At 72.7% G+C, this 23,972-nt stretch carries 23 protein-coding genes and 1 pseudogene; 14 read left to right on the top strand and 10 right to left on the bottom strand.

The annotated features are described in order from the left end of the window. Window positions 1–43 precede the first annotated feature (43 nt). Together N8I86_RS08625 and N8I86_RS08630 are read left to right on the top strand one after the other, a co-directional pair. Window positions 44–403, top strand: a complete 360-nt coding sequence (locus tag N8I86_RS08625; RefSeq protein ID WP_073899529.1) for a hypothetical protein — start codon at window positions 44–46, stop codon at window positions 401–403. A 1-nt stretch (window position 404) separates the two neighbouring features. Further along, the gene (locus tag N8I86_RS08630; RefSeq protein ID WP_073899531.1) at window positions 405–824 is read left to right on the top strand and encodes a hypothetical protein; all 420 of its coding nucleotides are present in this window, start codon (window positions 405–407) and stop codon (window positions 822–824) included. Window positions 825–894: 70 nt separating this feature from the next. On the opposite strand, the gene N8I86_RS08635 is transcribed toward N8I86_RS08630, so the two are convergent. The 3 genes from N8I86_RS08635 to N8I86_RS08645 form a co-directional block, all read right to left on the bottom strand. Beyond that, a complete protein-coding gene (locus N8I86_RS08635; RefSeq protein ID WP_073899533.1) occupies window positions 895–1,392 on the bottom strand; it encodes a GNAT family N-acetyltransferase in 498 nt (165 codons plus the stop codon). Between the two features lie 45 nt (window positions 1,393–1,437). After that, a complete protein-coding gene (locus N8I86_RS08640) occupies window positions 1,438–1,944 on the bottom strand; it encodes an RNA polymerase sigma factor (RefSeq protein ID WP_073899535.1) in 507 nt (168 codons plus the stop codon). Between the two features lie 93 nt (window positions 1,945–2,037). Beyond that, window positions 2,038–3,216, bottom strand: a complete 1,179-nt coding sequence (locus tag N8I86_RS08645; RefSeq protein ID WP_263277508.1) for a glycerophosphodiester phosphodiesterase — start codon at window positions 3,214–3,216, stop codon at window positions 2,038–2,040. 467 nt (window positions 3,217–3,683) lie between these two features. On the opposite strand from N8I86_RS08645, the gene N8I86_RS08650 reads away from it, so the two are divergent. Beyond that, the gene (locus tag N8I86_RS08650; RefSeq protein ID WP_079192742.1) at window positions 3,684–4,313 is read left to right on the top strand and encodes a lysophospholipid acyltransferase family protein; all 630 of its coding nucleotides are present in this window, start codon (window positions 3,684–3,686) and stop codon (window positions 4,311–4,313) included. A gap of 125 nt (window positions 4,314–4,438) precedes the next feature. Then, complete coding sequence (locus tag N8I86_RS08655; protein ID WP_263277509.1) at window positions 4,439–6,076, top strand: multicopper oxidase family protein; 1,638 nt, start codon at window positions 4,439–4,441, stop codon at window positions 6,074–6,076. Window positions 6,077–6,150: 74 nt separating this feature from the next. Here N8I86_RS08655 and N8I86_RS08660 read toward each other — a convergent pair whose 3' ends face one another. From N8I86_RS08660 to N8I86_RS08680, 5 genes are all read right to left on the bottom strand, one after another. After that, the gene (locus N8I86_RS08660; protein ID WP_263277510.1) at window positions 6,151–7,674 is read right to left on the bottom strand and encodes an MFS transporter; all 1,524 of its coding nucleotides are present in this window, start codon (window positions 7,672–7,674) and stop codon (window positions 6,151–6,153) included. Window positions 7,675–7,736: 62 nt separating this feature from the next. Beyond that, a complete protein-coding gene (locus N8I86_RS08665) occupies window positions 7,737–8,285 on the bottom strand; it encodes a TetR/AcrR family transcriptional regulator (RefSeq protein WP_185091438.1) in 549 nt (182 codons plus the stop codon). Between the two features lie 83 nt (window positions 8,286–8,368). After that, complete coding sequence (locus N8I86_RS08670) at window positions 8,369–9,340, bottom strand: aldo/keto reductase (RefSeq protein ID WP_073899547.1); 972 nt, start codon at window positions 9,338–9,340, stop codon at window positions 8,369–8,371. Between the two features lie 82 nt (window positions 9,341–9,422). Continuing rightward, window positions 9,423–10,856 carry an argininosuccinate lyase gene (gene argH, locus N8I86_RS08675; protein WP_263277511.1) on the bottom strand — a complete coding sequence of 478 codons (1,434 nt, stop codon included), beginning with the start codon at window positions 10,854–10,856 and terminating at the stop codon, window positions 9,423–9,425. Window positions 10,857–10,982: 126 nt separating this feature from the next. After that, complete coding sequence (locus N8I86_RS08680; RefSeq protein WP_180361917.1) at window positions 10,983–12,176, bottom strand: argininosuccinate synthase; 1,194 nt, start codon at window positions 12,174–12,176, stop codon at window positions 10,983–10,985. Between the two features lie 151 nt (window positions 12,177–12,327). Here N8I86_RS08680 and N8I86_RS08685 point away from each other — a divergent pair, with 151 nt between their 5' ends. Then, window positions 12,328–12,915, top strand: a complete 588-nt coding sequence (locus tag N8I86_RS08685) for a pyridoxamine 5'-phosphate oxidase family protein (RefSeq protein ID WP_263277512.1) — start codon at window positions 12,328–12,330, stop codon at window positions 12,913–12,915. A 3-nt stretch (window positions 12,916–12,918) separates the two neighbouring features. Beyond that, a complete protein-coding gene (locus N8I86_RS08690; RefSeq protein ID WP_263277513.1) occupies window positions 12,919–13,623 on the top strand; it encodes a L,D-transpeptidase family protein in 705 nt (234 codons plus the stop codon). Here N8I86_RS08690 and N8I86_RS08695 read toward each other — a convergent pair. After that, window positions 13,610–15,094 carry a sensor histidine kinase gene (locus N8I86_RS08695; RefSeq protein ID WP_263277514.1) on the bottom strand — a complete coding sequence of 495 codons (1,485 nt, stop codon included), beginning with the start codon at window positions 15,092–15,094 and terminating at the stop codon, window positions 13,610–13,612. The two genes, N8I86_RS08690 and N8I86_RS08695, sit on opposite strands and share 14 nt — an antisense overlap. After that, entirely contained in the window at window positions 15,091–15,831 is a 741-nt protein-coding gene (locus N8I86_RS08700) for a response regulator transcription factor (RefSeq protein WP_073900050.1), read from the bottom strand. Before N8I86_RS08700 ends, N8I86_RS08695 begins: the two co-directional genes overlap by 4 nt. A 198-nt stretch (window positions 15,832–16,029) precedes the next feature. Between N8I86_RS08700 and N8I86_RS08705 the strand changes: the two genes are divergently transcribed. The 8 genes and pseudogenes from N8I86_RS08705 (at window position 16,030) to N8I86_RS08740 (ending at window position 23,962) form a co-directional block, all read left to right on the top strand. Beyond that, window positions 16,030–17,382, top strand: a complete 1,353-nt coding sequence (locus N8I86_RS08705) for a ferredoxin reductase family protein (RefSeq protein ID WP_263277515.1) — start codon at window positions 16,030–16,032, stop codon at window positions 17,380–17,382. 10 nt (window positions 17,383–17,392) lie between these two features. After that, a complete protein-coding gene (locus tag N8I86_RS08710; RefSeq protein WP_073899561.1) occupies window positions 17,393–17,848 on the top strand; it encodes an FMN-binding protein in 456 nt (151 codons plus the stop codon). 59 nt (window positions 17,849–17,907) lie between these two features. Then, entirely contained in the window at window positions 17,908–19,290 is a 1,383-nt protein-coding gene (locus N8I86_RS08715; protein WP_263277516.1) for a ferredoxin reductase family protein, read from the top strand. A gap of 17 nt (window positions 19,291–19,307) precedes the next feature. After that, window positions 19,308–20,102 carry an FMN-binding protein gene (locus tag N8I86_RS08720; RefSeq protein ID WP_263277517.1) on the top strand — a complete coding sequence of 265 codons (795 nt, stop codon included), beginning with the start codon at window positions 19,308–19,310 and terminating at the stop codon, window positions 20,100–20,102. 59 nt (window positions 20,103–20,161) lie between these two features. Next, window positions 20,162–20,901, top strand: a pseudogene (locus tag N8I86_RS08725) (FAD:protein FMN transferase). Window positions 20,902–20,995: 94 nt separating this feature from the next. After that, window positions 20,996–21,187, top strand: a complete 192-nt coding sequence (locus N8I86_RS08730) for a hypothetical protein (protein WP_073899566.1) — start codon at window positions 20,996–20,998, stop codon at window positions 21,185–21,187. Window positions 21,188–21,260: 73 nt separating this feature from the next. Continuing rightward, complete coding sequence (locus tag N8I86_RS08735) at window positions 21,261–23,075, top strand: ABC transporter ATP-binding protein (protein WP_263277518.1); 1,815 nt, start codon at window positions 21,261–21,263, stop codon at window positions 23,073–23,075. Next, window positions 23,072–23,962, top strand: coding sequence for a serine/threonine-protein kinase (locus N8I86_RS08740; protein ID WP_263277519.1), 891 nt, complete (start codon window positions 23,072–23,074; stop codon window positions 23,960–23,962). Before N8I86_RS08735 ends, N8I86_RS08740 begins: the two co-directional genes overlap by 4 nt. The last annotated feature ends 10 nt before the right edge of the window (window positions 23,963–23,972 follow it).

Raw genomic sequence — 23,972 nt, forward strand, 5'->3', positions numbered from 1 at the left:
GGTCGGCGGCGGGGGCCCGATTCCGCCGTAATAAGGTCACCGCATGCTCAATGCCCTGACGCTGGTGACCGGCGTCGCCGCGCTGCTGCTCGCCGCCTGGTGCGGCTGGGCCGCCTACCGGGACCAGCCGACGAAGGACTGGCACTTCATCGGCATGGCCGTGGTGTCGCTGCTGGCGGTGATCCAGCTGGTCGTCGGGATCGTGCAGCTGGCACGGGGCGAGAAGCCGGACCAGGGCACGGTGATCTTCGTGGCGTATCTGCTGGGCGCCTTCGCGTGCGTCCCCGCGGCCGGGTTCATGTCCCTGTCCGAGCGCACGCGCTGGGGCTCGGTGACGGCCGCGGCGGGCGGCGTGGTCCTCGCGGTGCTCGAAGTACGGCTCTACGACATCTGGGGAGGCTGAGGTGACGGCGGTGGAGGAGAAGCCGGCCCGGCTGATCGGCGGGCCGGGCATGCTGCTCGTCTGGTTCTACGGCGTGATGGTGGTCGGCGCGGTGTCGCGGTCGGCCTACCAGATCGCGACGGACTTCGGCCGGGCGCCGCTGGCGTACTCCCTGTCGGCCGTGGCCGGCGTGGTCTACGGCTTCATCACGTACACGCTGGTCCGCGGGGGCGAGACGGCCCGCCGGGCGGCCCTGGTGTGCTGCGCGGCGGAGCTCGTGGGCGTGCTGGTGGTGGGCACGTGGACCCTGGTGGAGCCGTCCGCGTTCCCCGACGCCACCGTCTGGTCGGACTACGGCATGGGCTACGTGTTCATCCCCGTGCTCCTGCCGCTCTCCGCCCTGTACTGGCTGCGCAAGGCGCGGGAGCGCCGGACCGGCTGAGGAAGTCCGGCCGGGCGCGGACGCGGCGCGCTTCCCGCACGTCGCCCCGCGCCGCCGCCGGGCGTTCGGCTCACGCGGTCTGGGCGTACGTGCCCGCCTGCTTCTCCAGCACGATCATCTCCACCCCGTCGGCGCCCTGCGACCGGCCCACCGCCTGGTAGCCGGAGCGGCGGTACAGGCGCAGGCTGCCCTCGCTGCGGTGGCCGGTGTGGAGGCGGAACCGGGTGGCGCCGCGCTGCTCGGACAGGGCCGTCTCCGCCGCGCGCAGCAGCCGGGCGCCGATGCCGTGGCCCTGGAGGCGCGGGTGGACGCAGAGCTTGCCGATGGCGGCCGCGCCGTCCTCGGTGACCTTGCCGCGCACGGAGCCGACCACCTCGTCGCCGAGCCGGGCGACGAAGACGCAGTCGGCGGCGACCTCCTGACGGACGGAGTCCAGCGTCTGGACGAGCGGGTCGATGCGGTAGTTGCCGTACAGCGCCGCCTCGCTCTGGAAGCACAGGTACTGGAGCTTGAAGATCTGCTCCGTGTCCTGCTCGGTCGCCACCGAGATGGTCACGCTCATGCCCATGTGCGCACGCCTCCCGCTCACCTGATCACCTGTCGTCCCCCACTCCTATCCCCGCACTCCACGGGAAGCAACCTCCGGGGTGAGCAAACGACGCAGACAACCAAGACATCTGGAGCGTTCCGGGCCGAGACTGCCCTGTGAGATACCCAACTCCCCCGCGATCTCCCGGTATGTGAGGTCCTTCGGGGAGAGCAGGGCCTCCAGGAGTCGGGGGCAGCGGCCGGGCAGCCGGCGCACCGCGTCCCGCAGTGCGCGGTGCCGGGCGGCCCGGAGGGCGAGCTGCTCGGGACCGGGCCGGTCGTCGTCCACCGGCTCGGCGCCGTAGGGGCGTTCGAGGCGGGTGGTGCGACGGGCGCGGCGGGCCTCGGCGCGGACGGCCTTGCGCAGCCAGCCCTGGGGGTCCGGCGGCGGACCGTCGGTCTCCAGCCGCTCCAGCAGGCGGAGCCAGACGGCCTGCTCCAGGTCGCCCGGCTCGCCCCCGGAGGCATGCGCCTCGGCCAGCGCCTCGGCGGTGAGCAGCGGATGCAGGTCGGCTACCAGCTCGTGTGTCATGTGCGAAACGACGAACCGCCCCGGCGGCGGGTTGCCGGGGCGGCCCGGAGTCACCCCGAACGGGGTGCCGGCGCGGCGGCCGGTTGACGCGGATCAGCCGTCGAGGAAGTCGGCCCGGGCCAGCAGGCCGGTGTCGGCGTTGTCGGTGAAGACGCCGTCGATCCCGGTGGCGAAGTACCTCTTGAAGGCACCGAAGGCGTCGCCGTAGCCGTCGGGCGCGCTGCCCTTGCGGTACTCGGCCGGCAGGAAGGGGTTCTCGTTGCGCATGGTGTACGGGTGCAGGAGCAGGCCCACCTTGTGGGCGTCGGCGACCAGGGTGGTCGGCTGCGCCAGGGTGCCGTCCGCGTTCTTCGGGATGACCAGGTCCAGGGTCGGACCGATGCCCTGGGCGTAGCCGGCGATCTCCCGGAGACCCTTGGGCGTGATCAGGTCGGCGACCGTGCGCGGGTCACCCGTCTCGACGAAGTCGTAGGGGCGGCTGCCGGCCGAGGAGAGCAGGACGACGAGCGGGTTGTCGACCAGCTGGTTCAGCTTCTGGATGCTGGTGGGCTCGAAGGACTGCAGGACGACCGGCGACTTCCGGCCGTCCTTGCCGTGCTTGCGCAGGAGCTTGGCGACCCGCTCCTCCAGACCGAGGCCGAGCTTGCGGAAGTACGTGGGGTGCTTGGTCTCGGGGTAGATCCACACCTGCCGGCCGCGCTTGCGGGTCTGCTCGTCCTGCCAGACGAGGACCTCTTCGAACGTGGGGATCTCCCAGCGCCCGTTGTAGAGGGTGTTGTGCGGCCGGTTGGCGGGGATCCGCTCGACCGCGCGCAGCGTCTTCAGCTCGGCGAGCGTGAAGTCCTCGGTGAACCAGCCGGTCGTGGAGACACCGTCGAGGAGCTTGGTGGTCCTGCGGCCGGCGAACTCGGGGTGGGAGGCGACGTCCGTGGTGCCGCCGATCTCCGGCTCGTGCCGGCACACGAGGTGCCCGTCCTTCGTCGGGACGAGGTCACCCGCCTCGACGATGTCGGCGCCGAGGTCGAGGGCCAGTTCGTACGAGCCGAAGGTGTGCTCGGGGCGGTAGCCGCTGGCGCCCCGGTGGCCGATGATCGTCGGCACCGGCAGTCCCTTCAGTCCGCGGCCGCCGTGCCCGGCCGTACGAGACTCGGCGGCTCTGGCCGCACCCGGCAGTCCGAGGACCGCTCCGCCCGCGCCGAGCACCGCCGCGCCGAGGATCGCCCGCCGCCCCGTGATGCCCTGTGCCCGCTCGTTCGCCTGGTCGCCGCCCATGGGCGTCCTCCTGCCGTCCGCGCCGCGCCGTACCGTCGGCGCACCCTTCGCGGTCCGCACCCTGCGGTGCGGCTCGCGCCTTGCGTGCGGGCCGATCGTAGGGGTGTGTACATGACGGACGGGAGACCTCGACCGGAACACCCGGGTGCCGCCGTGTGTCCGCCGGGCGGCGGAACCTGACGGCCCGTCGGCATCCCCGGGCGGGGCCCGGGTAACCGGAAGAGTGAGGACACGGCGCGACGTCCGTCACATCTCCTACACCTTGTGACGGGCCGCCCACGAGGCGTCACCGCAGGTAAACGCGTGTCAACAGTACGTAAGACCTCGGTGAACCGGCCGCACCCGATGTGCGTTCGGCCACGCGCCGCGAGTAATGTCCTCACCTGCACAGACTCATATCGCTCACCTCGACATCGGAGGACCCGTTGTCCCGCTTCGCGCTCATCAAGGCAGTGCTCGCACCGATCATGCGCCTGATGTTCCGCCCACAGGTGGAGGGCGTGGAGAACATCCCGGGGGACGGTCCGGTGATCCTGGCCGGTAATCACCTCACGTTCATCGACTCGATCGTGCTGCCGGTCGTCACCAAGCGGCAGGTGCTCTTCATCGGCAAGGACGAGTACGTCACCGGCAAGGGCGTGAAGGGCCGGCTGATGGCGTGGTTCTTCACCGGCGTCGGCATGATCCCGGTCGACCGGGACGGCGCCAACGGCGGCGTGGCCGCGCTGATGACCGGGCGCCGGATCCTGGAGGAGGGCAAGGTCTTCGGGATCTACCCCGAGGGCACCCGCTCCCCCGACGGCCGGCTCTACCGCGGGCGCACCGGTATCGCCCGGCTGACCCTGATGACCGGCGCGCCGGTCGTCCCGTTCGCCATGATCGGCACCGACAAGCTGCAGCCGGGCGGTCGGGGCATCCCGCGGCCCGGCCGGGTGACCGTCCGGTTCGGCGAGGCCATGGAGTTCTCCCGGTACGACGGCATGGACCGGGACCGCTACGTGCTGCGGGCCGTGACCGACTCGGTCATGGCCGAGGTCATGCGGCTGTCCGGCCAGGAGTACGTCGACATGTACGCCACGAAGGCCAAGGCCGCCTGAGACCGTCCGCCCGGACGGACGCGACGGCCCGCACCGTCCGCCTGCCGGTGGAATCTGTCGCCGACACATCGGGCATTCGGCCCCATCTACAGGCCATATGACCACATAACATGTCTGATTCAGACATGTACAAACCTTCTCGGCGTACCCTTCTCCGTGCCCCGATCGCCGCCGCCGGCGCAGGCCTCCTCGCCTCCTGCACCGGCTCCGGATCCGAGCCCAGCTCCGGCCCCCAACACACGGGTGGCGAGAAGGCGTTCGTCCCAGAGGGGCCACGGGGGTACGTCAATCCGTCGGATCCCGAGGTGCTCGCCGCCGAACGGAAGCGCGGGGCGGGCCGCGTGCGCACCTACCGGTTCACCGCCTCCGAGGCCGAGCTGGACCTCGGCGGGCGGTCGGTCCGCACCTGGGCGTACAACGAGACGGTGCCGGGCCCGCTGGTCCGGGTCACCGCCGGGGACGTGCTCGACCTGACGTTCGCCAACCGGCTGCCCGCCACCACCACCCTGCACTCTCACGGGGTGCGGCTGCGCTGCGACATGGACGGCGTCCCGGACCTGACCCAGGCGGCCATCCGGCCCGGGGACGAGTTCGGCTACCGCTTCACCGTCCCGCACCCGGGGACCTACCTCCTGCACTCCCACGTCGGCATGCAGGCCGACCGGGCGCTGTACGCGCCGCTCGTCGTCGACGACCCCAAGGAGCCCCTCTCCTACGACAAGGAGTGGGTCCTGGTCCTCGACGACTGGCTGGACGGAGTGGAGGGCTCCACCCCCGAGCAGGTCCTGGAGCAGCTCAAGCCCGGCGGCGCCATGGACATGGGCGGCATGGCCATGGGTCCAGGTCACGACAGCCCGGGCAAGCACTCCGCACACCCCTCACCGTCCAGGAACGCCACGAAGCCCAAGAAGCCCACGGGCCCCTCCCGGGTGCTGCACGACTCCCACAGCCGCATGCTGCACGGCGAGGGCGGCAGCGTCGCCTACCCGCACTACCTGGTGAACGGACGACTGCCCAAGGACCCGTCGGTGTTCCGCTGCCGCCCCGGCGACCGGGTCCGGCTGCGCATCATCAACGCCGGCTCCGAGACCGCCTTCCGGGTCGCCCTGGGCGGCCACCGGATGACCGTCACGCACACCGACGGCTACCCCGTGAAGCACAAGACGACGGACGCCCTCCTCGTCGGCATGGCCGAGCGCTACGACGTGCTGATCACCGCCAAGGACGGCGTGTTCCCGCTGGTCGCCCTTCCCGAGGGCAAGAAGGGCAGGGCCGTCGCGGTCCTGCGCACCTCCAAGGGGAACAAGAACCTCCCGCCGGCCGACGTCCACCCGGACGAACTCGACGGGAACACCGTCCCCGCCCGCCGTCTGCTGCCCCACGACTCCGTGGCCCTCCACGACCGCCGCCCCGACCGCGAGATGCGCATCAGGCTCACCGGCGGCATGAAGAAGTTCGACTGGGCCTTCGACCACGAGCCCTACTCGGTGCGGCAGCGCCACCCGGTCCGCGCCGGTGAGCGGGTACGGCTCACCCTCATCAACGCCACGGACATGTGGCATCCCCTGCACCTGCACGGGCACACCTTCGCGATGACCGGTCTGGACGCGGTCGGCGCCCGCAAGGACACCGCGATCGTGCTGCCGCACCGCAAGCTGGTCGTCGACTTCGACGCCGACAACCCCGGGCTGTGGATGCTGCACTGCCACAACCAGTACCACTCGGAGAGCGGGATGATGACCGTGCTGGGTTACAAGCGCTGAGGGGACGGGGCACCACAGGGCGCGGGTGGGGCGTGCTCGCGCACGCGGCTTCCCGCGCCCCTGAGGGGCTCCGTCTACTCCGCGCTCTCCAGCTTCTGGCCCTTCAGCAGGAACCAGGCGGCGACGGCCGTGCCCAGCAGGACCGCCGCTCCGGCGCCCGAGGCCAGTTGCAGGCCGTGGACGAAGGAGTCGCGGGCCGCCGTCAGCAGTACCTCCGCCGAGTGCGGGGCCATGTGGGCCGACGACTCCACCGCCGCGCCCAGGGACTCGTGGGCCTGGGCCGGGGTGCCGGCCGGGCCGGTGAAGCCGCGGTAGACGCCGGTCACGATCGAGCCCAGCAGGGCGATGCCCAGGGCCGCGCCGAGTTCGTACGCCGTCTCGGAGACCGCCGAGGCTGCGCCCGCCTGGTCCTTCGGCACGCTGGAGAGGATCACGTCGGCGGTGACGGTGAAGGAGAAGCCCGCGCCGACACCGACGACGAGCAGGGCGGCACCGAGGAGCGGGTAGCCGGTGGCCCGGCCGAGCGTGGTCAGCACGGCCAGGGCCAGGCCGACGGCCGCCAGACCGCCCGAGACCACGGCGCGGACCGAGAAGCGCCGGGCCGCGCGGCCGGCGACCAGACCGGCCGCGACCGCGCCGACGGCCGCGGGCAGTTCCGCGAGGCCGGCCTCGAACGGGCGCCTGCCCTGGACGAGTTGCAGGTACTGGGAGAGGAAGAACACCAGGCCGGACATGCCGAGCACGGTCAGCAGGTCGGCGAGGACCGCCCCGCTGAAGCCCCGGCGCCTGAACAGCCGCATGTCCAGCAGCGGCGTCGGCATGGTGAGCTGACGGTGGACGAACCCGTACAGCGCGGCGGCGCCCAGCAGGGCCGCCGCGGCGGTGGACCAGGTGAGGCCGTGCGTGGCCAGCTCCTTGACCGCGTACACGATGCCGATCATGCCGACCAGCGACAGCAGCACGCTGGCCAGGTCCCAGGGGCCGGGGTTCGGATTGCGGGACTCGGGCAGGGTGCGGATGCCCACGAGGACCAGGACCGCCATGACCGGCAGGTTGATCAGGAAGACCGACCCCCACCAGAAGTGCTCGAGCAGGAATCCGCCCGCGACGGGGCCGACGGCCGTGCCGGCGGAGGCGGTGGCCCCCCAGATGCCGACGGCGAGGCTGCGCTCGCGCGCGTCGTGGAAGAGGTTGCGGATCAGGGCGAGGGTGGCGGGCATCAGGGTCGCGCCCGCGACGCCCAGCAACGCCCGCGCCAGGATCATGAGTTCCGGGGTCGACGCGTACGCGTTCAGCACGGATATCGCGCCGAACGCGGTGGCACCGCAGAGCAGGATGCGCTTGCGTCCGATGCGGTCGCCGAGGCTGCCCATGGAGACCAGCAGGCCGGCGATGACGAAGGAGTAGACGTCACCGATCCACAGCAGCTGGCTGCCGGAGGGGTTCAGGTCCTCACTGATGTAGGGGGTCGCCAGGCCGAGGACGGTGGCGTCGACGGCCACCAGCAGCACGGCCAGGACGAGGACGGAGAGCGCGAGCCAGCGGCCCGGGCGCTTCTCCACCTCCGCCGCGCGAGCCGGCTGCAGGGTGCTGGTCATGATTCCTCTCTTCTGCGTGCGTCGTTCTTGTCGCCCGTGCCGTTCCCGCGCCGTGCGTCGCCTCAGGCGTTCGGGCGGCGGGCGCCGCCGAGCAGCAGCTCGACGATCGAGTGGGTGAAGTCCTTGGAGGCCACGCGGCCCTCGCACACGGCCCAGGCGGCGGAGGCCAGCAGGCCGTACAGCGCCTCGGTGAGCCAGGCCGGCGTGAGGTCGATGCGGAACTCGCCGCTCTCCTGGCCGCGCCGGAACAGGGCGGTGAGACGTTCGTCCATGCGGGCCCAGCCCTCGTTCTGCCCCTCGCCCTCGAACAGCTGGTTCTCGGTGTAGAGGAAGGCCAGCAGGGCCGCCGAGGGTTCGATCGCGCGGACCAGACGGCGGACGGCCTCGCCCGCCGGGCCCTCGTCCGGGCGGGCCGCGTCGAGCGCCGCCTCGCACTCGGCGATGCCGAGCGCCTCCAGCGCCCGTACGAGCGCGTCACGGCCGGCGAAGTGGCGGTGCAGCGTGGCCCTGCTGATTCCCGCGGCCTTGGCGACCTCGTCCATGGTGGCGGTGGACTTGCGCGTCAGCAGGGCGGCTGCGCTGCGCAGCACGTGGTCACGATCGAGGGCCATGAGACAAGTGTAGCCCAGGTGAGACATCTTTGTCTCACGATGGGCATGCGTGACTCATTACCGCTGGTGCTCGCCGGTTCTCGTCAGTGCCAGGGGAGCTGTCCGCGCCGCTCCCAGTAGGCGCCCGGCTCCTCGGCCAGCGCGTCGAGGCGGGCCAGTTGCTCCTCGTCGAGGTCGACCGCCGGGGCGTGGAGGTTGGAGACGAGCTGGTCGAGGGTCGCGGCGCCGGAGAGGACGACCCCGGTCCACGGCCGGCGCAGGATCCACGCGAGGGCGACCGCGTCGCAGCCGAGCCCCGACTCCTCGGCCACGGCCCGCAGCGCCTCCGGGGCGTGCGGCGCGGCCAGCCGCCCGTTGGCCATGCCCTCCTTGACGATCACGGTGAGCCCGGCCTCGTGCGCCTCGGCGAGCGCCGGGGCCACGGAGGTCTCCAGAGCGTTGTACGTCGACTGGACGGTCCGGAACAGCGGTTCGCCGCCGACCGTGACGGCGAGGGCGGCGCGGACGGCCTCGGCCTGGGCGGGGCCGCTCGTGGAGAAGCCGACGGTCAGGCCCCCGGCCGCGGCCTCGGCGAGCCTGGCGTGGAGTTCCTTGTCGGTGAGGGCGGGGCTGTCCGGGGTCACGGAGTGGATCTGGTAGAGGTCGAGCCGGTCGCCGAGCAGGGTGTCGGTCTCGGCGCGCTGCCGTTCGTAGGTCGCCAGGCCGTGGTCCTTGACCTCGTGCTTCTCGGCGTCGGTGGACCAGCCGGCCGTGTAGGTGTAGCCCCACTTGCTGCCGACGACCACGTCGTCGACGTCGGGGCGGGCGTGGAGCCAGTCGGCGAGGAACTCCTCCGAACGGCCGTAGGAGCGGGCGACGTCGAAGTAGCGGACGCCCTGGGCGTAGGCGGCGTCGAGGAGTTCGTGGGTGCGGGCGCGCAGGGAATCCGCGCTGCGGTTCTCCCCGAGGTCGCGGTCCCGGCCGAGGTTGATGTAGCCGGGACGGCCCACCGCCGCGAGGCCCAGTCCGATGTGACAGGTGGGGGTCGTCGCTGCGGCCAGGCGGGCGAAGGGCATCGCGGGCTCCGTTCGGTCGGGCACGGTACGGCTCGCGACCAACGTAACCCGTGACGCCTCTCGCCTCAGGGTGCGGACGGGGTCAGGCCCGCAGCCGGGCCGTCGCCCAGGTGTGCTGGCCGGCCACGTCCGCCTTGACCTCCGCCAGCTGGATCGCGACGGCGCTCGGGGCCGTGCCGCCGCGGCCGTTGCGGGAGGCGAGGGCGCCCGGGACGTTCAGGACGGTACGGACCTCGGGCGTGAGGTGCGCGGAGATCTTCGCGAACTGCTCGTCCGTGAGGTCGTCCAGTTCCTTGCCCTCGGCCTCGGCGGCCTTCACGCACTCGCCGGCGACCTCGTGGGCCACGCGGAACGGCACGCCCTGCTTGACCAGCCACTCGGCGATGTCGGTGGCGAGCGAGAACCCGGCCGGTGCCAGTTCCTCCATGCGCTCGCGGTTGACCGTGAGGGTGGCGACCATGCCGGTGAAGGCGGGCAGCAGCACCTCCAGCTGGTCGCAGGAGTCGAAGACCGGCTCCTTGTCCTCCTGGAGGTCGCGGTTGTAGGCGAGGGGCAGGGCCTTGAGGGTCGCCATGAGCCCGGTCAGGTTGCCGATCAGCCGGCCGGACTTGCCGCGCGCCAGCTCGGCGATGTCGGGGTTCTTCTTCTGCGGCATGATCGACGAGCCCGTGGAGAAGGCGTCGTGCAGGGTCACGAAGGAGAACTCCTTCGTGTTCCAGATGATGATCTCCTCGGCGATCCGGGAGAGGTTCACGCCGATCATCGCGGTGATGAAGGCGAACTCGGCCACGAAGTCGCGGGACGCCGTGCCGTCGATGGAGTTGCCGACGCTGCCGTGCTCGAAGCCGAGGTCCCTGGCCACCGCCTCCGGGTCCAGGCCGAGGGAGGAGCCGGCCAGCGCGCCGGAGCCGTACGGCGAGACGGCCGTCCGCTCGTCCCACTGGCGCAGCCGCTCGGCGTCCCGGGACAGGGACTGCACATGGGCGAGGACGTGGTGGGCGAAGAGCACCGGCTGGGCGTGCTGGAGGTGGGTGCGGCCGGGCATGGCCACGTCCGGGTGGGCCTCGGCGAGGCCGATCAGCGCGTCCTGGAGGTCGGCGATCAGTCCGCCGATGACGCGGGCGTGGTCGCGCAGGTACATCCGGAAGAGGGTGGCGACCTGGTCGTTGCGGGAGCGGCCGGCGCGCAGCTTGCCGCCGAGGTCCGGGCCGAGCCGCTCCAGCAGGCCGCGCTCCAGGGCGGTGTGGACGTCCTCGTCGGCGATCGTGCCCACGAAGGAACCGTCGGCGACGTCCGCCTCCAGCCGGTCGAGCCCGGCGATCATGCGCGTCAGTTCGTCCTCGGTGAGCAGGCCCGCCTTGTGCAGCACGCGCGCGTGGGCACGCGAACCGGCGATGTCGTAGGGCGCGAGCCGCCAGTCGAAGTGGACGGACGCGGACAGCTTGGCCAGGGCCTCGGCGGGACCGTCGGCGAAACGGCCGCCCCAGAGCCGTACGTCACCGCTGTTGCTGCTCACTTGCGTTGCTCCTCGGAGGTGGTCTGTGTGGCACAGAGGCCTCTGTGCGACCGCCTCCCCACCCTTGCAGGCGAGGAGGCGGCTGTCAGGCTGATGCGCGCGAGGCGACCCGAAGGCCGTACGCGGTCAGGCGAGGTCGCGCTTGGCGGCGATCTTCGACGACAGGCTGTAGATGTCGATGAAGCCCTTGGCCGCCGCCTGGTCGAAGGTGTCACCGGTGTCGTAGGTGGCCAGGTTGAAGTCGTACAGGGACGACTCCGAGCGCCGGCCGGTGACGACCGCGCGGCCGCCGTGCAGGGTCATCCGGATGTCGCCGGAGACGTGCTGGTTGGCCTCGTCGATGAAGCCCTCCAGGGCGCGCTTGAGCGGGGAGAACCACTGGCCGTCGTAGACCAGCTCGCCCCAGCGCTGCTCGACCTGCCGCTTGTAGCGGGCCAGCTCGCGCTCGACGGTGACGTTCTCCAGCTCCTGATGGGCCGTGATGAGCGCGATCGCGCCCGGGGCCTCGTAGACCTCGCGGGACTTGATGCCGACGAGGCGGTCCTCGACCATGTCGATCCGGCCGATGCCCTGGGCGCCGGCGCGCTCGTTGAGCTGCTGGATGGCCTGCAGGACGGTGACGGGCTTGCCGTCGAGGGCGACCGGGACGCCCTGCTTGAAGGTGATGACCACCTCGTCGGCCTCGCGCGGGACGGCCGGGTTGGAGGTGTACTCGTAGATGTCCTCGATCGGGGCGTTCCAGATGTCCTCCAGGAAGCCCGTCTCGACCGCGCGCCCGAAGACGTTCTGGTCGATGGAGTACGGGGACTTCTTGGTGGTGGCGATCGGGAGCTGCTTGGCCTCGCAGAAGGCGATCGCCTTGTCCCGGGTCATCGCGTAGTCGCGGACCGGGGCGATGCACTTCAGGTCGGGGGCGAGGGCGACGATGCCGGCCTCGAAGCGGACCTGGTCGTTGCCCTTGCCGGTGCAGCCGTGGGCGACCGTGGTGGCGCCGTGCTTCTTGGCGGCGGCGACGAGGTGCTTGACGATCGTCGGCCGGGAGAGGGCGGAGACCAGCGGGTAGCGGTCCATGTACAGGGCGTTGGCCTTGATCGCCGGGAGGCAGTACTCGTCGGCGAACTCGTCCTTGGCGTCGGCGACCTCGGCCTCCACGGCGCCGCACGCGAGGGCGCGCTTGCGGATGACGTCCAGGTCCTCGCCGCCCTGGCCGACGTCGACCGCAACGGCGATGACCTCGGCGCCCGTCTCCTCGGCGATCCAGCCGATGGCGACGGAGGTGTCCAGACCGCCCGAATAGGCGAGTACGACGCGCTCGGTCACGGGTTTCTCCTCACAGTGCATTCGCTGACATGCATGAGTATGCAGAACTCCGCATGGTTCGTCAATCGCGCTTCCGGGTGACACGTCGGGCAGGACTTCGGCTCGGCAATTCCTTAGACAGCCGAACGATGTTCGTCGATAATCGTTAGACATGGGAAAGACCTATGAGCGCATCGACGGCAGACTCCGCAGGTTCATCGAGGAGCAGCCCCTCTTCTTCACCGCCACCGCCCCGCTGTCCGCCGACGGCACGGTCAACCTCTCCCCCAAGGGACTGCGCGGCTCGTTCGCCGTGCTGGACGAACTGACCGTCGCCTACCTGGACTTCGCCGGCTCCACCGCCGAGACGATCGCGCACCTCAGGGAGAACGGGCGGATCACCCTGATGTGGTGCGCCTTCCAGGGGCCGCCGAACATCGTGCGCGTGCACGGCCGGGGCGAGCCCGTCTTCCGGGACGACCCGCGCTTCGCGGAGCTGCTGACCCGCTTCCCGGACATCGAGCCCTCGGCGCACGGGCTGCGCGCGATCGTCGTCGTGCGCGCCGAGACCGTCCGGGACAGCTGCGGGTACGCCGTTCCCCACATGGCCTACGAGGAGGACCGCGATCTGCACGGCAGGCGCTTCTCCCGGGAGGACGACGCCTCGCTGAGCGCCTACTTCGCCAAGAAGGAGCACATCGCGACCAGCCTGGACGGACTACCCGGGCTGCCGCTGCCGCTGCCTCCGTCTACGGTCTGAGCCATGCGCCCAGGTGTCGTCCTCGCCCTCGTCTCGGTCTCCTCCCTCGGCCTGCTCGGCCTCCGGGCCGCCCCCGAGCCGGCCGCGCTGCCCGCGCGGCTGGCGGACACGGGCGGCGGCACCCAGCTGATCACCGCCCAGGCCGCGGACACCGGCGCGACGTCGGGGACGGTCGCCTGGTGGGACCTGCGGGACGGGCAGTGGGTGCAGGCCGGCTCCGCACCGGCACGGTTCGGGGCGAACGGGCTCGTCGAGGGCGGGGCGCGGAAACAGGGCACGAACACGACGCCCACCGGCCTGTACGACCTCCCGTTCGCCTTCGGGACCAAGGCGGCGCCCGAAGGCACCCGCGTCGCGTACCGGCCGGTGCTGGACAGTTCCTGGTGGTGCCAGGACAACGACTCGGACGCCTACAACCGGTGGGTGGACCCCCTGCCCGCCGACTGCCGTGCCGCCGAGTCCGAGCACCTGGTCTCCTACCCGACGCAGTACGCGTACGGACTCGTCATCGGGTTCAACTACGACCGGCCGGTGCGCGGGCGCGGCGCCGGCATCTTCCTGCATGTCAACGGCCGGGCCGCGACGGCCGGTTGCGTGTCCGTCCCGGAGGACGCGATGCGGCGCATCCTGGAGTGGGCGGAGCCGGGGAAGAAGCCGCACGTCGCCATCGGGACGGACGGCGGGGACACGGCGATCACCCGCTACTGAGCGCGGCGCCGGCGGGCAGCCGCACGGAGAACGCGGTCGAACCCGGGGAGCTCTCCACCCCGACGCCGCCCCCGTGCGCCTCCACCACCGCCGCCACGATCGCCAGCCCCAGCCCCGCCCCGCCGCCGGGGGCGTCCGGCCTGCGGCGGTGTTCCGCCCGGGTGAACCGCTCGAAGACGGCCGGCCGGACCTCCTCGGGGACACCGGGGCCGTCGTCGTGCACGGACAGCCCGACCGTCTCCGGCCCGGCGTCCAGGGTCACCGTGACCTCGGTGCCCTTCGGGGTGTGCAGACGCGCGTTGGCGAGCAGGTTGGCCAGCACCTGCTGGAGCCGGTGGGCGTCCCCCGTGACGGTGACCGGCTCCCGGGGCAGGTCGAGGGTCCAGCGGTGGTCCGGGCCCGCCGCCCGGGCGTCGGTGACCGCGTCCAGGACCAGGTGGGTCAGGTCGACCGGGCGGCGCTCCAGCGGGCGGCCGGCGTCGAGCCGGGCGAGCAGCAGCAGGTCGTCGACCATCAGGCCCATCCGGGACGACTCGGCCGCGATGCGCTCCAGGGCCCGGGTGACCTCGGGCGGCACCGGGCCGGGGTGCAGCAGGGCCAGTTCGGCGTGACCGCGGACCGAGGCGACCGGGGTGCGCAGTTCGTGGCTGGCGTCCGCGGCGAAGCGGCGCAGGCGCTCCTCGCTCGCGTGCCGTTGGGCGAGGGCGTCCCCGACGTGGCCGAGCATGCGGTCGAGCGCCGCCGCGACCCGGCCGACCTCGCTGTGCGGGTCGCTGTCGGAGGTCCGCGCCGGAAGGGTCACCTCGCCGCTGGCCAGCGGGAGTTCGGCGACCCGGGTGGCGGTGACGGTGACCTCGGCCAGGGGGCGCAGGGACCAGCGGACCCAGAGGGCACCCGCCACCCCGGTCACCACGAGGGCCAGCCCGAAGACCGCGCCGGCCACCAGTTCCAGCCGGTGCACCGTGGCCTCGACCGGCTCCAGCGGGAGTCCGACGATCAGCACGTCCCCGTCCCGGCCGGGGGACGCGGTGAGCCGGTAGTGGCCGAGCGCGGACAGTTCGACGGTGTGGGGCCGGCCGTCGGCCGGTGTCCGGGCCAGCCGCCGCGCGTCCCGCGCCGTCAGGCCGACGTCCAGGTCCGCGGCAGGGTCGCCCGAGCGGATGAGGCCGCTGTGGGTGACGCTGCCGTGCAGCAGACGGGCGCCGAAGGTGCCGGTGGCCATGCGGCGGGTGTCGCCGCGTTCGTCGCCGTCGTGGTCGTCGGGCAGCTTTCCCGCGTGCTCCAGGCTCTCCGGGAAACGGGTGCCGGCCTGGGTGAGCTGCTGGTCCAGGCGCTGGGTGAGGAAGCCGTTCAGTTCGACGACCGCGGCCAGTCCGACGGCGGCGCAGCTCACGGCCAGCAGCACCACCAGGCCGGCGGTGAGCCGGGCGCGGAGGCTGCGGGGACGGGGCAGCCGGCCCGCGCGGGTCACCGGGTCACCGGCTTCAGGACGTAGCCCGCCCCGCGCACGGTGTGGATCATGGGGTCGCGGCCCGCGTCGATCTTCTTGCGCAGGTAGGAGATGTACAGCTCGACCACGTGGGCGCGGCCGCCGAAGTCGTAGGACCAGACCCGGTCGAGGATCTGCGCCTTGCTGAGCACCCGGCGCGGGTTGCGCATGAGGAAGCGCAGCAGTTCGAACTCGGTCGGCGAGAGGTCGATCAGCCCGCCGGCCCGGGTCACCTCGCGCGCGTCCTCGTCCATCACCAGGTCGCCGACGGTCAGCCGCGGTCCCTCCTCCGGCCGGCGGGCCATCCCGGCCCGGCGCAGCAGCCCGCGCAGCCGGGCCACCACCTCCTCCAGGCTGAAGGGCTTGGTGACGTAGTCGTCACCGCCCGCGGTGATGCCCGCTATCCGGTCCTCCACCGCGTCCCGCGCCGTGAGGAACAGCACGCACACGTCGGGCTTCACCTCGTGCAGGCCGCGCAGCACGGCGAAGCCGTCGGTGTCCGGGAGCATCACGTCGAGGACGACGGCGTCGGGCAGCAGTTCGCGGGCCGCGGCGAGGGCGCCGGCCCCGTCGCCGGCCGCGCGGACCTGCCAGCCCTCGTAGCGCAGGGCGCCGGTGAGGACCTCCGCGAGGTCGGGGTCGTCGTCGACGACGAGGACCCGCAGCGGGGTCCCGTCGGGGCGGGTGAGGGCCGGGCGGCCCGAACGGGTCGTGTGCATCGCGTCCACCAGCATCGCTCCAGCGCGGGGCGAGCAGCGGCCCCGGGTCCTGTGAGTTTCCTCTGAGAGGGTGCCGCCCCTGTCTGAGACCTCTCTGAGAAGACCCTCGGAGAACCCTCTGAAGTGGCCCCTTTCAGAGCCGGCTCAGAGGTTCGGCCCGCACAGTGGCCTGGCCGACGGACGAAGGGAACGGCACTGATGACCACCGTGGAGACCGGGCGGAGCGCCCCGCCCCGGCCGGGGACGGCACGGCCCTCCCCCGCCGGGCCGGTGCTGGCCGTGCTGTGGGCGGGGGCGGCGGCCGTCGTCGCGCTCTGGTGGACGGACACCGGCGCGGTGGTCGGCACGGCCGGAGTGCTGACCGGAGCCGGACGCATCGCCGGACTGCTGTGCGGGTACGCCTGCGCGGTGCTGGTCGGCCTGATGGCGCGGGTGCCTCTGCTGGAGACCCGGATCGGGTCGGACCGGGTGGCGCGCTGGCACGCGATGGCCGGCCGGTACACGGTCTGCCTGCTGCTCGCGCACGTCACGCTGATCCTGGCCGGGTACGCGGCCCAGGACCGGGTCTCGTGGTGGCACGAGACGGTCACCGTGGTGCTCGACTACCCGGACATGCTCAAGGCCACCGCCGGCACGGTGATCCTCTTCGTGGTCGGCGTCACGTCGGTGCGGGCCGCCCGCCGCCGCGTCCGCCACGAGTTCTGGTACTACGTCCATCTGCTCACCTACGCGGCCGTCTTCCTGGCCTTCTTCCACCAGCTCACGCTGGGTGAGCAGTTCGCCGGCAGCACGGTGGCCACCGCCCTCTGGTACGTCCTGTACCTGGGTGTCGCGGCGCTGGTGGTGTGGTTCCGGATCCTCGCCCCGGTACGGCTCAACCGGCGGCACCGGCTGCGCGTCGACTCCGTGCACCGGGAGGCGCCGGGGGTGCACTCCGTCGTGGTGCGCGGGCGGCACCTGGACGAACTGGGCGCGCTGCCCGGGCAGTTCTTCCGCTGGCGGTTCCTGGCCGACGGGATGGGCTGGACCTCCACGCCGTACTCCCTGTCGGCGCCGCCACGCCCCGGCATGCTGCGCGTCACGGTCAAGGCGCTCGGCGACCACAGCGCCGCCGTGCCGCTGCTGCGGCCCGGCACCCGGGTGTGGGCGGAGGGCCCGTACGGCTCCCTGACCGCGGGGCGGGCCACCGGCCACCGCTCCCTGCTGATCGCGGCCGGGGTCGGCGTCACCCCCCTGCGCGCGCTGTTCGAGACGCTGCCCGGCGAGGTCACCCTGCTGTACCGGGCGCGGTCCGCGGAGGACCTCGCGCTCGGCGGCGAACTGGAGGCGATCGCCCGGTGGCGCGGCGCCCGCGTGCTGTACGCCCTGAACGGTCCCCGGGGCGAACGCCCGCCCGTCACCGCGGAGTCGCTGCGCGCCGCCGTCCCCGGCCTGCCCGGCCACGACGTCTACGTCTGCGGGCCGCACGGCTTCGCACGGGACGTGTACGAGGCACTGCGGGCGGCCGGGGTGCCGGACCGCCGCATCCACCACGAGTCGTTCGAGCTGTGAGGCCCTCCACATGCACGCGCTGAAGAAGAACCGCCCCCTGCGCCGGATCGTCCTGGCGAGTGCCGCCACGGTGTCCGGGACGGTCATGCTGCTGTCGCTGAAACCGCACACCCCGCCCACGGTGGTGACCGCCGACGCGAAGTCGCCGTCCGTGTCGGGCGGTACGGCCCCGGGCGGCACCGCCTCGAAGAGCAGGACCGTCACGGGTGACACCGTCCAGACCCGCTGGGGACCGGTGCAGGTGCGGGTGACGATCGAGAACGGCAGGGTGACGGACGTGACGGCCGTGCAGTACCCGCAGGACAACCCGCGCGACCAGGAGATCAACAGCTACGCCCTCCCCCAGCTGCGGCGCGAGGTGCTGGCGGCGCAGAGCGCGCGGATCGACATGGTGTCCGGCGCCACCTACACGAGCACCGGCTACCAGCAGTCCCTGCAGTCCGCCCTCGACTCGGCCGGCCTCTGAACACCGGGCGGACGCGGCACGTATGTGAGGGCCATGGGTCAAGTCCCCCCGGAGGAACCGTGACCACCACGCTCGCAGGCGGACGTGCCGCCCGCCGCCAGACGATGCGCCGCATCCGCCCGCGCCGCTCCCCGGCCGTCCCGCTGCTGCTCGCGGTCTGGGCGGGGGCGACGGCGGTGCTGTGGCTCTGGTGGCACAACACCCCCTCGATCGCCGACGACAACAGCAGGATCCTCAACGCGGGCCGGATCACCGGACTGCTGGCGGGCTATCTGATGGCGCTCGTCGTGCTCCAGATGGCGCGCGTACCGGCGCTGGAGCGGCGGGTCGGCTCCGACCGGGTGGCCCGCTGGCACGCGATGAGCGGCCGCTACACGCTCTGCCTGATCGTCGCGCACGTGTTCCTCACCATGTGGGGGTACGCGCTGCAGGCCGGCAAGTCGCTCGGCGACATCGTGCAGCAGACCGTGGACTCCGTCGAGCAGCTGCCGGACATGGGCAAGGCCGCCATCGGCACGGGCCTGTTCGTGCTCATCGGGCTGACGTCGACCGGCGGCATCCGGCGCCGGATGCCGTACGACACCTGGTACCACGTCCATCTGCTGACGTACGCGGCCGTGTTCCTGACGTTCTGGCACCAGATCACCACCGGCAACGACTTCGCGGTCGAGCCGGCCGCCAAGACGTTCTGGTACGGCCTGTACGGCACGGTCACCGCGCTCGTTCTCTGGTACCGGATCCTCACCCCGATCCGGCTGAACGTCCGGCACCGGATGCGGGTGGAGGCGGTCGTCGAGGAGACGCCGGGCATCGTCTCGGTGCTGATCGGCGGGCGGAAGCTGCACCGGATGGGCGCGGAGGCGGGCCAGTTCTTCCGCTGGCGGTTCCTCGCGCCGGGCATGCGGTTCAGCTCGCACCCGTACTCGCTGTCGGCGGCGCCCCGGCCCGACATGCTGCGGATCACCGTGAAGGCGATCGGCGACCACAGTGCCCGGCTGCGCGAACTGACGCCCGGCACCCGGGTGTACGCCGAGGGACCGTACGGCGCGCTCACCGCGCAGCGCCGCAGCCGCGGCAAGGTGCTGCTGGTGGCGGGCGGGGTCGGCATCACCCCGATGCGCGCGCTGTTCGAGACGCTGCCCGGGGCGGCCGGGGACATCACCCTGCTCTACCGGGCCAACACCACCGGGGACCTGGCGCTGTGGGACGAGCTCGCGGCGATCGCCGAGGAGCGGGGCGCCCGGCTGATGTACGCGGTCAACAGCCCCGAGGGCGAACGGCCGGACATCTCCGCGGAGAACCTCCAGAAGAAGATCCCGGACATCGACCACCACGACGTCTTCATGTGCGGCCCGCCCGGGTTCGCGCAGTCGGTGTACGAGGCACTGCGCGGCGCGGGGGTACCCGCCCGCCGCATCCATCACGAGTCGTTCGAGATGTGAGCGGGAGCTACGGACAGATGAGGAAGAGCCACCCCATTCGGCGGGTCGTGCTGGCCACCGCCGCGACGGTGTCCGGTGTCGTGCTGCTGCTGTCGCTGAAGCCGGCGTCCGACCCGGCGTCGGCGTCGGCGGTGGGCGCCGCCCCGCAGCAGCCCGCGGCGGGGCAGGAGTCCCCGCAGGGCGGCACGCGCGGCGGCGCCGGGGCCGGCGCCGGTTCCGGCACGGTGACCGGTGACGCGGCGCAGACGCAGTACGGGGCCGTGCAGGTGCGGCTGACCGTCAGCAACGGCAGGATCACCAAGGCGGAGGCGGTCCAGGCGCCCAAGGGCGGCCTCAGCGACCAGAAGACCCAGCTCGCCGTCCCCAAGCTCAACCAGGAGGCCGTCGCCGCCGGCAACGCCGACATCGACGCCGTCTCCGGGGCGACCTACACCAGCGCCGGGTACAAGAAGTCGCTCCAGTCGGCGCTGGACAGGATGAGGACGGCGGCGCCCTCGGGCGGTTCTGGGGCCTCGGGCACCGCCGGCTCGGCCGCCGGGCAGGCCCGGACGGTCACCGGGAAGGCCGAGCGGACCCAGTACGGGCCGGTCCAGGTGCGGATCACCCTCGTCGGCGGCAGGATCACCAAGGCCGAGGCGGTCCAGGCACCCAAGGGCGGCCTCAGCGACCAGAAGACCCAGCTCGCCGTCCCCAAGCTCAACCAGGAGGCCGTCGCCGCCGGCAACGCCGACATCGACGCCGTCTCCGGGGCGACCTACACCAGCACCGGCTACAAGAAGTCGCTCCAGTCGGCGCTGGACCAGGCGCGGTGACGGACACGGTGGCCGAGCCGGCCGAGGCTCCCGCCGCGGTGCGTCACGCGGAGGAGGTCATGGGGACCGTCTTCTCCTTCGACGTCCGCGGCGGGGAACCCGGCGCCGTACGGGCGGCACTCGCCGAGGCCGTCGCGGGCCTGCACCGGGCCGACGCCCTGTTCAGCACCTACCGCGAGGACAGCGAGGTCTCCCGGCTGGCCCGCGGCGAGCTGACCGTGGCGCGCTGCGCCCCCGAGGTGGCCGCGGTGCTGGAGCTCGCCGCCGAGGCCGAGCGGCTGAGCGAGGGCTGGTTCAGCCCGCGGTACCGGGGCTCGGTGGACCCCACCGGCATCGTCAAGGGCTGGGCGGCCGAGCGTGCGGCCCGGCGGCTGGAGCGGGTCGACGGGGTGCGGGGGTCAGCGTCAACGGGGGCGGCGACGTCCAGATGCTCGGCGCGCCGGACCCGCACCGGCCGTGGCGCGTCGGGGTGGCCGATCCGCTGCGGCCGGGCGGTCTCGCGGCGGTGATCTCGGCGGCCGGGGTGGCGGAGCTGTCCGTCGCAACGTCCGGGACTGCGGAGCGCGGAGCGCACATCATGGACCCGCGCACGGGCCGGCCCGCGGTCACGGACCTGGTCGCGGTGACCGTCGTGGGGCCCCGGCTGACCTGGGTGGACTGCTGGGCCACGGCGGCCTTCGCCATGGGATCGCGGGCGGGCCTGGCGTGGCTGGAGTCGCTGCCCGAGGTGGAGGCGCTGCTGATCACCGCGGGCGACGAGGTGCGGTGCACCGGCGGGCTGGCGGCCCGGCTCGGCTGAGGTAGCGCCTTTTTCAACTTTTTTGCCCCGGAACGCCATCCGACTCCCGCTCCCGGACGTATCCGGTGTGAGGCAAGTTTCGGGAGGAACGAACATGGCCATCTTCAGCCATCTGATGCCCGCGAGGCACCGGGACGACGGCAACGACACGTCCGGGCACGACAGTTCCGGACACGGACACCGGCACGACCACGGTGATCACGGCGACCACGGAGACGGTCACGGCCACGGACACGGCAACGGTCATGGCCACGGCAACGGCGGCCACGGACACGGCGGCTACTGACCGCACGACGAGGACCGAGCGGACCGGGGACAGGAGGCCCCGGCCCGCTTCCCCCCGTCCGTGAACACGCACCATGGTGACCGTCCTTCGCCGTCCGCCGCCGGTGGGCGAGACCTCCGACCCCGTCGTCGCGGCCGCGCCCCACGTGCCCCCGCGCGAGGTGTTCCGCCGGTTCTGGCCGTACACCCGCGGTGGCCGGCGCTGGCTGCTGCCCGTGGTCCTGCTGAGCCTGACCGCCCCCGTCGTCGACGCGGCGGAGCTCTGGCTCTTCAAGATCGTCGTGGACGACGTGCTCGTCCCGCGGGACCTGCGGCCCTTCCTCTGGATCGCCCCGGCCTACCTGGGACTGGTGGTCTGCTCCGGGGTGCTCGGCTTCGCCGACGACGTGACGTCCACCTGGGTGGGCGAGCGCTTCCTGCTCAGGCTGCGCTCCGACGTGTTCCGGCACGTCCAGGGCCTGTCCCTGGGCTTCTTCGAACGCCGGCGGCTCGGGGACGTGCTGTCCCGCGTCACCGGCGACGTCGACGCGGTGGAGACGTTCCTGCTCTCGGGTGTCGCCGATGCCCTCTACTACGTGGTGCGCCTCGCCGTCTTCCTCGGCCTGCTGTTCTACCTGCGCTGGGACCTGACCCTGCTCGCCCTGGTCATCGTGCCCCTGTTCTGGGGCTCGGCCCGGCACTTCTCGCGGCTGATCAAGGAGGCCTCGCGGGAGCGGCGGCGGCGCAGCGGCTCGCTCAGCGCGATCGCCGAGGAGACCCTGGGCAACGTCGCGCTGGTGCAGGCGTACAACCGGCAGGGGTGGGAGGCGGGGCGGTTCGACCGGGAGAACGTCGGCAGGTTCCGGGCCGCCATGGCCTCGGTACGGATCCGCGCCGTCTACGGGCCGGTCGTCGAGACCATCGAGGTGGCGGGCGGCCTGGCGGTGATGGCCCTCGGCACCTGGAAACTGGCCCAGGGACAGCTCACGCTGGGCGGGCTGCTGGTCTTCCTGGCGCTGATCGGCAAGCTGTACAGCCCGGTCCGCGGACTGTCCCACCTCGGCACCACCTTCTACGCGGCCTCCGCCTCGGCGGAACGGATCATCGAGTTGCTGGACCAGCGGCCCCAGGTGGCCGAGGCGCCCGGCGCCCGGCGGATCAGCCGGGCCCGCGGGGACGTGGAGTTCGACGGGGTGTGGTTCCGCTATCCCGGTACGGACGCCTGGGCGCTGTCGGACGTGTCCTTCCACGTGGCGCCCGGGGAGACGCTGGCCCTGGTCGGGGCGAGCGGGGCGGGCAAGTCCACCCTCGCCAAGCTCCAGCTGCGGTTCTACGACCCCGACCGGGGAGCGGTCCGGCTGGACGGGACCGATCTGCGGGACCTCGCCCTGGCCGGCGTCCGGGACAGCGTCGCCGTGGTGCTGCAGGAGACGCTCGTCTTCCACGGGACCGTGCGGGACAACATCGCCTACGGCCGGCCGGACGCCACGGACGCGGAGATCGCCGCCGCGGCGCGCACCGCCGACGCGCACGAGTTCGTCGAGCGGCTCCCGGAGGGCTACGACACGCTCGTCGGACAGCGCGGCCGGACCCTCTCCGGCGGGCAGTGCCAGCGGCTGGCGATCGCCCGGGCGATGATCCGGGACGCGCCGGTCCTCCTCCTCGACGAGCCGACCGCCGGACTGGACGCCGGTTCGGGCCGGCGGATCATGGAACCGCTGCGGCGGCTCATGGCCGGGCGGACGACCGTCGTCATCTCCCACAACCTGCTGACCGTCCGCGACGCCACCCGCATCGTGGTGCTCGACCACGGCCGGGTCGTCGAGCGCGGCGACCACCGGGAACTGCTGGGCCGCGAGGGGGCGTACGCCCGGCTGCACCGGCTGAGCGCGGGAGCGGTGCCGCCATGAACCGCACCGCCGCCGGACCGGCCCCGCCGCTGCTGCCCGGCACCGAACCGGCCCCCGGCTACGAGGTGCTGGCGCATCTCACCCGTACCGGCTGGCTCGACGTGCACGACGCCTGGAGCGCGGAGCGGAACTGCCGGTGCGTGCTCAAGATGCTGCGCCCGGACCGCAGGGGCGAGCGCCGGCTGGGCGAGCGGCTGCTGCGGGAGGGCCGGTGGCTGCGGGACTTCACCCACCCGCACCTGGTCCGCGCCTACGACGTCCTGGACCGGCCCGAGCCGCTCGTCGTCCTGGAGACCCTGACCGGCGAGACGCTGTCGCATCTGCTGCACCGGCTGCGGCGCCGGCCGGCCGCCGCCGATGTGGCGCTGCTGGGGGTCCAGCTGTGCTCGGCGGTGCACTACCTGCACGGGCAGGGCCTGCTGCACCTCGACCTCAAACCGTCCAACGTCGTGGTGGAACGCGGCCACGCGACCGTGCTGGACCTGAGCGTCGCGCGGGCTCCGGGGCCCGCCCCGGCCGGTCTGGGCACCCGCGGCTACCTCTCCCCCGAGCAGGCCCGCGGCGGGACCCTCTCGGCCGCCGCCGACGTATGGGGCATCGGGGTCACCCTGTTCGAGTTCGCCTGCGGACACACGCCGTTCGACCCGGGCGGTGGGCACGTAAGCGGCGGCGAGCCGTACGACGGCAGCGGGACCGGCGGTGGCGGCGAGTGGTTCCCGCAACCGAAGCGGGGCGCGCCGCCGGTCGCGTCCCTGCGGCGGCTGCCCCATCCGCTCGCCGCCGCCGTCGACGGCTGTCTCCAAGCCGATCCCGCGGCCCGTCCCCACATGGCCGAACTGGCCGCCGCCCTCGCGGGGGTGCTGCCGGTGCCGCCGCGCCGCACGTGAGCGGGCGGGC

It is taken from the genome of Streptomyces albidicamelliae (assembly GCF_025642175.1).
Taxonomy (GTDB): domain Bacteria; phylum Actinomycetota; class Actinomycetes; order Streptomycetales; family Streptomycetaceae; genus Streptomyces; species Streptomyces albidocamelliae.